The sequence below is a fragment of the Mesorhizobium sp. M5C.F.Ca.IN.020.32.2.1 genome (assembly GCF_004023105.1).
GTDB lineage: Bacteria > Pseudomonadota > Alphaproteobacteria > Rhizobiales > Rhizobiaceae > Mesorhizobium > Mesorhizobium wenxiniae.
In genome coordinates this window covers 1-6,498 of the sequence record NZ_RZSX01000322.1, presented here as the reverse complement: position 1 = coordinate 6,498, position 6,498 = coordinate 1, and the positions used below count along the sequence as shown (strand labels likewise).

Sequence of the window (6,498 nt, the reverse complement as noted above, 5' to 3'; positions counted from 1 at the left end):
CCGCGCGGCCAGCGCTATGCCAGCGACGGGCGCAAGGCGCTGACTGTGCTGGGCGACGCAGTGACTCGCCACGCCGGCACCGGCGTCGGCGGCTCGTTCAGCGTCAGCTGCACACCGGGTTTCGCCTCGCTGTTCCTGTGCACTCACATTGGCGAATTCCGGCAGATGTACCCCGATGTCGCGCTGCGCATCCTGACGCCGCGGCGGCTGGACGACGTCAGCAATGCCGAAGCCGACGCCTTCATCGCCTTCGGCGTCGGCAACTGGCCGAACCGCGCGGTCGAGCTATTGTGCGAAATCTCGTTTACGCCGCTGTGCAGCCCGACGCTGCTCAACAAAGTCGGCGGCTTTTCCAAGCCGGCGGACGTGCTGCGCGCCAATCTGCTGCATCTCGGCGACACCGAGGACTGGGCGCGGTGGCTGGCGCTATCGAAGGTCGAGAATCCGGACATCGAGGGCGGCATCTTCTTTTCCGACATGAACCTGGTCTTTTCGGCGGCGATCGCCGGCCAGGGCATCGCCATGGGCGACGAGTTGACCAGCCGCCGGGCGCTGAGCGAAGGCCGACTGGTGCGCCCCTTCGACATCGCGATCAGTTCGCCGCGGTCGTACTTCTTCGTCTCAGAGCATGCCAAGGCGAGCCACCCGGTGCTGGATGTATTCAGTGGATGGTTGCGGTCGAAGCTGTCGGAGAACCAGCGTTAATCTCCCCCCTCGAGGGGGAGATGGCCGCGGAGCGGCCAGAGGGGTCGCTTCGGCTGGGCTCGGCCCGGTCTGGCTTTCAAAGAAAGAGGAAGTTGGCGCTCACGCGCAGCGATCCCCTCTGTCGCCTTCGGCGACATCTCCCCCTCGAGGGGAGAGATTTGGCACTACACCTCACCATAGATGAATCAAATTTGCCGGTCAGGCGAAAACTATTCGGTTGCGGTGAGCCGCCGCCCTGCCTACGATTTCAATCAGCATTGAGGACAAAGGCAGGATGCAGCAACCCGGCCGGGCCGCAGAGATCAAGGCAATCGGGATCGGCAAGAGCTTCGGCTCGTTCCGTGCACTGGACGATCTGACGCTCGATATCGGCCGCGGTGAGTTCCTGACCCTCCTCGGGCCTTCCGGTTCAGGCAAGACCACCTTCCTGATGATCCTTGCCGGTTTCGTGCAGCCGACCGACGGTCGCCTTTACAGCGACGGCGTCGACATCACCGAGCGGCCGGCCGAACAGCGTGCGGCCGGCATGGTTTTCCAGGGTTACGCGCTGTTCCCGCATATGTCGGTCGAGGCCAACATCGCCTTCCCGCTCAAGGTGCGCAAGAAATCATCGGCAGAGATCAAACGACGTGTCGGCGAGATGATCGAGCGCGTCGGGCTGAAGGGCCACGAGAAGAAACTGCCGTCGCAGCTTTCCGGCGGCCAGCAGCAGCGCGTGGCGCTTGCCCGGGCGCTGGCCTACGATCCGCCGATCCTTCTGATGGACGAGCCGCTTTCGGCGCTCGACAAGAAGCTGCGCGAGGAAATCCAGGCCGAGATACGACGCATCCATCGCGAAACCGGCGTAACGATCCTTTACGTCACCCACGATCAGGACGAGGCCCTGCATCTTTCGGATCGCATCGCCCTGTTTCGGGAAGGGCGCATCGAGCAGATCGGCACCGGTGAGGACCTCTATCTGAGACCGGCGAGCGAATTCGTGGCCAGCTTCATCGGAAATTCCAATTTCCTGCCAGCCGAGCATCTTGAAACCATCAACGGCTCCGCCACGATCCGCCTGGCCGATGGCTCGGTTGTCTCGGGCGTCAGGATCGATCAGGACTTCAGCCATGGCCAGAAGACCAGGCTGATGGTGCGGCCGGAAGCGTTTCGGCTGAGACCCGGCCCGGCCACTGCCGGGCTTGCGGTCGAATTCGTCGACACCGCTTTCTTCGGCGAGCGGCGACGTGTCATCGCGCGAACGGCCGCCGGTCAGGAGATCGACGTCAGGCCGACATCCGACATGGCGGAAGCACAGGAAGGCATCGCCTCGAGCAGACAGCAGATTTTTTTCGATCCCGCTGCCGCATTTCTGTTTCCAGCCTGATAGACGACAGTTGACTTCAGCACGGCGTAACTCGCGCTAGGGCCTCTGCTGCAGCAACACCACGTCGACGCACCAAGACCTGTCTTCCAAGGACAGAATTTGCGGTTTTGACTTCAAAAGGGAATTGGGCGGGTTGAATTGTCCTAGGCTTTGTCCAGTTTCGGTATCAATTGCCCGCGTGGTGCGACTTCCGGCGAAAACAACGCGATCGAATTGACGAGAAAAATACCGTCAGCGGTGCTGGAGACAACGTCGAAGAGCGTGGCGGCCTGAAGCGTACCGAGAGGTGTTGCGTACCGAGGCTACGTCGGCTGCGAGGTGAGTTTTGGCCGCAAAAGCATTGCTTATGTGGCCGTTAGACGGGCAGCCTCGGCCCGCAGCGCTCAGTGGCAGAGACCGCCGGCATTGCGCCGGTTCTTATTCGCCATATCTGGAGCATCTGATGCCGACCCGACCCTATGCCATCCTTGAAGCGCCTTCTTCGCTGGGTCTCGCGACCGACGGCGTCGAGGGCCTGCCCGGTCGGCTGCTGGAACTGGGCCTCGCCGACCGCATCCATGCGCGCCATGCCGGGCGACTGGCCGTCCCGCCGAAAGACCCGAAGCCCGACCCTGCCACTCTGACGCTGAATGCCAACGCGATCGCGGCGTGGTCGCCCAAGCTCGCCGACGCCGTGGAGGAGGTGCTGGATGCGCGCGAATTCCCGGTGGTGCTGGGCGGCGACTGTACGATCGTGCTGGGCCCGATGCTCGCGCTGCGCCGGCGCGGCCGCTACGGCCTGTTCTTCATCGACGGCCACGCCGACTTCTTCCAGCCCGAGGCCGAGCCGAATGGCGAAGGCGCGTCCATGGACCTGGCCTTCGTCACCGGCTACGGGCCGGCGCTGCTGACCGACCTGGAGGGTCGCCGCCCGTTGGTGCGTCCCGAGGACGCTGTCGCCCTCGCATTTCGCGACCACAAAGACCAGGCCGAATTCGGCAGCCAGCCTTTGCCAGCGGAGCTCATGGCCTACGATCTGCACGCCATCCGCCGCCTGGGCGTCGAAGCCGCCGCCCGGGCGGCCGTTGGCCACCTGACGCGGGCGGAACTCGACGGCTTCTTCATCCATCTCGACGCCGATTGTCTCGACGATGCGATTATGCCGGCGGTCGATTTCCGCGTACCGGGCGGGCTGTCGTGGGACGAACTGTCGGCGGCGCTCCGGATCATCCTGGCGAGCGGAAAGGCGGTCGGGCTCGAGGTCGCCATCTACAATCCGCGCCTCGACGTCGACGGCAGCGCCGGCCGTGGCCTTGCTGATGTCATGGCCGTAGCTCTCGGCATTGCCGCGCCTGCTTAGTATTGAAACCAATAACAAATAAATTTGCTGACGGCGGTCAAATCCGACACCGTGACCCATTCACCTGGACCGGCCCTTTTCCCTGTTGATGAAATCAAGGATCAGGTGAGCTGCCGCTTCCGCACGGGTTTCGAGCAGGAGATGACCGGCGTCGAGGATATGGGCGTCCATACGGGGAAGCGCCTCGATCCAACTCATGGTTTCGGCGAGTTCGAAGAAGGGGTCATGGCGACCCCACACCATCAGTGCAGGCGGCTGGGAGGTTTGCAGATAGCTCTGGATCTCTGCGAAGCGGCGCACATAGTTTCCATAGTCCGCCACGAGGGCACGTTGTGCCTTGAGCCGTCCCGGCAGGCTCATCACGCGCCAGTCCTCATTCCAGTTTTCGGCAGCGATGGACTTTGCAATATCGTCGGGCAGGCCCCCGACATACTGATACCGCATCCCTTCCCAGGTCAGATGAGCGGTGGCGGCGGCCTCATTCTCCGCGGTGGGGTTCGACCAATAGGCGATGGTATCTGCCCATTGGCGGCCGAACCCACTGGTATGAGCATTGGCATTCTGGATGATCAGACCCGTCACCAGCGCGGGCGCATACATCGCGACATGAAAGCCGACTGGTGCGCCGAAATCGTGAAGATAGATGAAGCGGGGACCGACGGAGAAGTGGTCGAGGACTTCGAGGATTGCCTTCCCCATTGCTTCGAAGGAGGTCGAGGCGAGGACATCGGACTCCCCGAACCCCGGAAGATCGGGAGCGATGACGAACAGGTCGTCGAGGAGCATCGGGGCCAGACGCCGGAACGTGCGCGCTGAACTGGGAAAGCCGTGCAGCAGCAATAGGGCGGGACTGGAGGGATCCCCTCCGACATCCACCGCGAGACGGCTTCCACCCATGACACGAAGATAGTGCCGGATCATCGCAAGCCTCCTTCTCTCGCCGAGCCACTGCTCGGTTCGCCCGCCGTTCTCCCGGATTTATTCTAAATCAGTGGGTTACGTGGCGCTATAGCGTGCTTGCGGATACGTCCGGACGGGCAAAAATCACTCCCAGTCGGTTGTTTTTGAGGGACAATTTGTTCCTCAAACACAATCGCCGTCGGACTCTTCGGGGTTCCCAGCCTTCCACCTGTTTTCCCGACGAGATCCCGCGCCTTACCCGCCCCCTGGATGGTGGCAAGCAACCAGGCGACCGTCTCCCGTGCTCTGCAGAAGCGGCCGCTCGTTGCGGCACGTCGAGGTAGAAGCCGGGCAACGGGTGTGGAACCGGCACCCGGAGGGTGGGTTCATAGGGCTCGGCAGGTCACCCTTCAGGACGAGCCGCCCACACCGCGCCCGATCGACACTAGGTATCGGCACCGCGGAACGGAGTGCCGCAGTGTAGTGGTGCTTGGGTGCCGCAAAGACCAGATCGGTCGGCCCGCTTTCCACGATCGATCCCAGATACATGACGGCCACTCGCGTCGAAATCTGACGCACCACGGAGAGGTCATGGGCGATGAATACATAGGTCAGGTTGAACTCCGCGCGCAGATCGGCGAGCAGATTGACGATCTGGGCCTGGATCGAAACGTCGAGCGCCGAGACCGGCTCGTCGGCCACGATCAACCGTGGCCGGAGCGCCAGCGCGCGAGCAATGCCGATACGCTGGCGCTGGCCGCCCGAGAATTCGTGGGGATAGCGCGACGCGTGCTCGGGGGACAATTCAACCCGGCGCAGAAGCTCGGCGACGCGGTCCGCCATTTCGGATGCCGAGAGGCGCTCATGGATGCGGAACGGGTCGGCCAGCAGATCGCCGACGCGCCGGCGCGGATTGAGCGAGGCGCTCGGATCCTGAAAGACAATCTGCATCTGCCGCCGCAACGGACGGAGTTGGCGCTGGGACGCGTCGGTAATGTCGCGGCCCTCGAACTCGAGCGAACCGGAGGTGATGTCGGTCAGGCGCACCAGGCATCGGCCGAGAGTGGATTTACCGCAACCGGACTCCCCGACGATGCCAAGCGTTTCCCCGGGCCAGATATCGAGCGATACCGTGTCGACCGCCTGGACCGTCCGGCGCTGCGCCGGGAAGATCGAGCGGCCGACGTGATAGTGTTTGGAAAGGTCGCTGGTCCGGAGCAGCGGGCGCTCCCGCAGCACGCCGCTCATACTGGCGTCTCGATGCTGGCAACCTCGCGTATATGGAACCGTTTGCGGCTGGTTTCCGGCAATGCGCAAGCAGCACGATGGCCGTTCCCGCCGACAAGCGGGGGCTGGACAACGCAGGCATCGTGGCGGAACGCACAGCGCGGGCCGAAGGCGCAGCCTTTCGGCGGTTGGAAAGGGAAGGCGGAGTTCCCGGAATCGCGGCGAGCCGTGCCGGACATCGTTTCAGCGCAATAACGCAGATGTAAGCCCCACACGCCAATTCGCTGTCTTGGACCGTCTCGAAACTGGCTCAAGGAACTCAATAGCGAAAGCTCCGCATTTTGCAGTATGGCAAAATCGAATTGCCCCGACGGCTTGCGACGGCGGGGCATTCCTTGCATCGTCAAACCCCGGCGTCGTGCCAAGCTGGCGCGGCTGCCTCGTATCGAGCGCCGTTGTGATCAGCTTGCAATTTTGGCACGGTCAACCCAGGCGTTGAACTGTTCCTGATGGGCTTCGATCCATCCCTGCGCCAGCTTCTTGATGTTGCTGTCGCTGCCGCCCTTTTCACTGATCGTTTGTTCCCAGGTCGACCAGTCGGCCAGCGGGAACGACATCTGCTCTACGAGCTTCTTGACGGCCGGATTGGCTGCAATGAACTTCCGGTTGGCGACGGCGTTCCAGTTCCATGCCGCCATGGCCATGCGGCATGGATCAGCACCGCCAGCGCAACCGCTGACGCCTGGCACCAGGGCAGAGCCCTTGTTCGGGACCGATTCCGGCAAGGCATCGAAGGGCGTCGGCAACCAGACGACATCCTTGCCGGGCACCAGAGCCTTGTTCATCCACGAAGGGCTCCAGGCATAAAAGAATACCGGCTCGCCGCGCTTGACACGGGCGACGGCCTCGACCATCAGCGCCTCGTATTTGCCGCGGACCGAATTGACGCTGCCCTTGAGTC

The 6,498-nt window shown here is 63.1% G+C and carries 6 protein-coding genes; 3 read left to right on the top strand and 3 right to left on the bottom strand.

The genetic code is table 11. The annotated features are described in order from the left end of the window. The 3 genes from EOA86_RS17360 to EOA86_RS17350 form a co-directional block, all read left to right on the top strand. A partial coding sequence (locus EOA86_RS17360) for a LysR substrate-binding domain-containing protein (RefSeq protein WP_128342777.1) occupies positions 1–705 on the top strand: 705 nt, incomplete at its 5' end. A 274-nt stretch (positions 706–979) separates the two neighbouring features. After that, positions 980–2,071, top strand: a complete 1,092-nt coding sequence (locus tag EOA86_RS17355; RefSeq protein WP_128342775.1) for an ABC transporter ATP-binding protein — start codon at positions 980–982, stop codon at positions 2,069–2,071. Positions 2,072–2,513: 442 nt separating this feature from the next. Next, positions 2,514–3,410, top strand: a complete 897-nt coding sequence (locus tag EOA86_RS17350) for an arginase family protein (protein WP_128342773.1) — start codon at positions 2,514–2,516, stop codon at positions 3,408–3,410. Between the two features lie 60 nt (positions 3,411–3,470). Here the strand turns inward: EOA86_RS17350 and EOA86_RS17345 are convergent, their stop codons facing one another. From EOA86_RS17345 to EOA86_RS17335, 3 genes are all read right to left on the bottom strand, one after another. After that, positions 3,471–4,331, bottom strand: a complete 861-nt coding sequence (locus tag EOA86_RS17345) for an alpha/beta fold hydrolase (RefSeq protein WP_128342771.1) — start codon at positions 4,329–4,331, stop codon at positions 3,471–3,473. Between the two features lie 234 nt (positions 4,332–4,565). Beyond that, a complete protein-coding gene (locus tag EOA86_RS17340) occupies positions 4,566–5,558 on the bottom strand; it encodes a dipeptide ABC transporter ATP-binding protein (RefSeq protein ID WP_128342770.1) in 993 nt (330 codons plus the stop codon). Positions 5,559–5,998: 440 nt separating this feature from the next. Next, a partial coding sequence (locus EOA86_RS17335) for a glycine betaine ABC transporter substrate-binding protein (RefSeq protein ID WP_281035668.1) occupies positions 5,999–6,498 on the bottom strand: 500 nt, incomplete at its 5' end.

Bases quoted from the DNA above. Each gene is read 5' to 3' on its own strand.
- EOA86_RS17340 (WP_128342770.1), bottom strand. From the start codon at position 5,558: ATGAGCGGCGTGCTGCGGGAGCGCCCGCTGCTCCGGACCAGCGACCTT.
- EOA86_RS17345 (WP_128342771.1), bottom strand. From the start codon at position 4,331: ATGATCCGGCACTATCTTCGTGTCATGGGTGGAAGCCGTCTCGCGGTG.
- EOA86_RS17350 (WP_128342773.1), top strand. From the start codon at position 2,514: ATGCCGACCCGACCCTATGCCATCCTTGAAGCGCCTTCTTCGCTGGGT.
- EOA86_RS17355 (WP_128342775.1), top strand. From the start codon at position 980: ATGCAGCAACCCGGCCGGGCCGCAGAGATCAAGGCAATCGGGATCGGC.